General features: G+C 69.3%; 3 protein-coding genes. All 3 read right to left on the bottom strand.

Going from position 1 to position 3108, the window contains the following annotated elements:
• Positions 1 to 171: 171 nt before the first annotated feature.
• Positions 172 to 678 carry a potassium channel family protein gene (locus E1284_RS39695; protein WP_207924225.1) on the bottom strand — a complete coding sequence of 169 codons (507 nt, stop codon included), beginning with the start codon at positions 676 to 678 and terminating at the stop codon, positions 172 to 174.
• A gap of 248 nt (positions 679 to 926) precedes the next feature.
• Complete coding sequence (gdhA, locus tag E1284_RS39700; protein ID WP_131945281.1) at positions 927 to 2303, bottom strand: NADP-specific glutamate dehydrogenase; 1377 nt, start codon at positions 2301 to 2303, stop codon at positions 927 to 929.
• A 246-nt stretch (positions 2304 to 2549) separates the two neighbouring features.
• On the bottom strand, positions 2550 to 3108 hold a 559-nt coding region (locus tag E1284_RS39705; protein WP_131945282.1), incomplete at its 5' end, for a DUF4360 domain-containing protein.

Raw genomic sequence — 3108 nt, forward strand, 5'->3', positions numbered from 1 at the left:
CCCCAGCACCGTCCCCACCTGCCCGGTGCCACCGGGCATCACAACTCTCATCCCGCCTCCCGACCATCGCCCTCACGACCTTAACCCACTTTTGAACACGTTCAAAGGAGAGCACCGCCACACCCGGCAGCCGCCCCACCGTCACCGGCGCCCCAAGGGCCGCACGGGTGGTCATGGGTCATCGGTCTCGCGATCGCGGCGTTCGACTCCCCGGCGCATTGCTCCGAGCAGGACCTTGGCGACGAAGCCCACGATGATGAGGTCCCCGAGCATCTGGGCCGACGTCAGTGTCCGCGCCAGCTGTGAGCGCGGCACGATGTCGCCGAAGCCGACCGAGGAGAACACGGTCATGGTGAAGTACAGGGCGTCGACGTGGGTGAGCGGTTCCGAAAAGGTGCCCGGCATGCCGTTCTCCATGAGGCAGTAGCTCGCCGCGAACGCCACGAGGAACAAGGGGACGGACGTCGCGAGCGCCTCGGCGGTGCGCAGTCGCGGTGACGGCGACCGTACGATCGCCCGCGCCTGCCAGGCGACGAGCGCCCCGAATGCGGCCAGGGCAAAGCCCAGCGCCACCGCGCTCAGCAGCGTGAACGGCTTGTCCAGCGGCGCCGCGAAGTAGGCGGCCAGGAGGCAGGTGGTGATCACTACCGTGCGCAGTGCCGTCCAGAGCACCAGCATGCGGCGCGTTCGTCGCGACGGGGTCTTCACTCCCGCATCCATGCCCAGGCGATACGGGAAATCGCCATGCCGAGGCGAGGGAGGCGGTGGGCTCTGCATCAGCGCGCCGGGAGGCGAGTGAGGCGCGAAGGCGGGAGCGTCATCCCCGTGAGAGGGGAGAGAAAAGGGGGAGACCGGAGCGGGCGGGGCCCTCGCCGTTGAAGGCGCCCGTCCGGAGGGGAGCGGGGTTCTGCTCGGTCAGGCGCGGGTCAGATGAGGCCCTGGGCGAGCATGGCGTCGGCGACGCGCTCGAAGCCCGCGATGTTGGCACCGACGACGTAGTCACCGGGCGCGCCATAGCGCTCGGCGGTCTCGTAGCACGTCTCGTGGATGTTCGTCATGATCGCGGCCAGTTCCTCCTCCACGCGGGAGAACGACCAGGAGGCGCGGCTCGCGTTCTGCTGCATCTCCAGCGCGCTGACCGCGACGCCGCCGGCGTTGGCGGCCTTGCCCGGACCGAACGCGACGCCCGCGTCCTGGAAGATGTGCACGGCCTCCGGCGTGGTCGGCATGTTGGCGCCCTCGGACACCGCCTTGACGCCGTTGCGGACGAGGATCCGCGCGGCCTCCGCGTCCAGCTCGTTCTGCGTCGCGGACGGCAGCGCGATGTCGGCCGGGACGTCCCATACTCGTCCACCGGGGACGAACCGGGCGGACCCGCCGCGCTTCTCGGCGTAGTCGCAGACGCGGCCCCGCTCGACCTCCTTGACCGTCTTGATCAGGTCGAGGTCGATGCCCTTCTCGTCCACCACGTAGCCGCTGGAGTCCGACACGGTGATCACGTTGGCGCCGAGCTGCTGGGCCTTCTCGATCGTGTAGATCGCGACGTTGCCGGAGCCGGACACGACGATCTGCTGTCCGTCGAGGTCCTCGTTGCGGCGGCGGAGCATCTCGGCGGTGAACATGACGTTGCCGTAGCCGGTCGCCTCCGTCCGGCCGGCGGAGCCGCCCCACAGCGCGCCCTTGCCCGTCAGCATCCCCGCCTCCCAGCGGTTCGTGACGCGGCGGTACTGGCCGAACAGGTAGCCGATCTCGCGGCCGCCGACGCCGATGTCCCCGGCCGGGACGTCGGTGTGCTCGCCGACGTGGCGGTACAACTCGGTCATGAACGACTGGCAGAACCGCATGACCTCCTCGTCGGACCGGCCGTGCGGGTCGAAGTCGCTGCCGCCCTTGCCGCCGCCGATGCCGAGCCCCGTCAGCGCGTTCTTGAAGATCTGCTCGAAGCCGAGGAACTTCACGATGCCGAGGTTCACGGTCGGGTGGAAGCGCAGCCCGCCCTTGTACGGTCCGAGCGCGCCGTTGAACTCGACGCGGAAGCCCCGGTTGACGTGGATCTCGCCGTTGTCGTCCTGCCAGGGGACGCGGAACATGATCTGCCGCTCCGGCTCGATCAACCGCTCGACCAGCTTGGCGACGGCCAGCCCGGGCCGCGCGGCCAGCACCGGGCCGAGGGATTCGAGGACCTCGTGGACGGCCTGGTGGAACTCCGCTTCGCCAGGGTCCCTCCGGAGAACCCTGTCATAGGACTCTTCCAGGACGGCGAGGGTCTCGGGTGGCGCCGGCAGACGGGGGGCCAGTGGCATGGTGAGATTCCTTCCTTCGGTCCCCCCACTCTAAAACCTGCGTTTCACCGCCTGAGACAGGGTGACCGCAGGTCGGAACCCGTACATGGCTTACAAGAAACCCTGAACAGACCCGGCGAACACTCGGGCCGCCCGCTGCGACGCAGGACGGCTGCGGGCGGCGCTGCTTCGGGCGGACGTCGTGCGACGCCGGGCTGCGTCCTTCCCCGGGTGGGGACGCGGCCCGGCGCCGGTCGGGTCGGGCGGTCAGCCCGGGCACTTCTTCCATGCGAAGTGGTAGGTGGTCTGGACGCCGCCGTCGGCCGAGTCGAAGGCCATGAAGCTGGTCTGCGACGCGTCCGAGGTGCCCTGGTACACCCGCAGTTCGGTGTTGATGTTGAAGTTGCGGTCCTCGCCGCAGGGCTTGTAGACGAGTTCGGTGACGGGCGTCCGGTCGGAGAACTGCCAGTTGTCGGAGTACGCGCCCTTGATCGTGTGGCTGGCCGGCGTCGTCTGCGCCATGCCCTGGTGGTAGTAGTTGGCCTTCTCCATGCCGGTGGCACCGTCCGCGAGGTGGGCGAAGCCGCGGTAGTCGGCGCCGGCGATCGCGTACGTGAACCCCTGCGGGACATGGACGCGCAGGTTGATCTGGCAGTTCTTGCGGAAGTCCGTCGGGTCGGAGTCGCCGCCCGTCTGGGCGAGGTAGTCGCTGTAGGTGACGGTGAACGCGGTGTTGTCGCTCGCCGACGCCACCGCGGCGGTCCCGGACTGGCATCCGGACCCGTTCACGGTGAGGACGTCGATGACGATCCTGTCGGGCGGGGGC

The organism is Actinomadura bangladeshensis, from assembly GCF_004348335.1.
GTDB classification, from domain to species: Bacteria; Actinomycetota; Actinomycetes; order Streptosporangiales; family Streptosporangiaceae; genus Spirillospora; species Spirillospora bangladeshensis.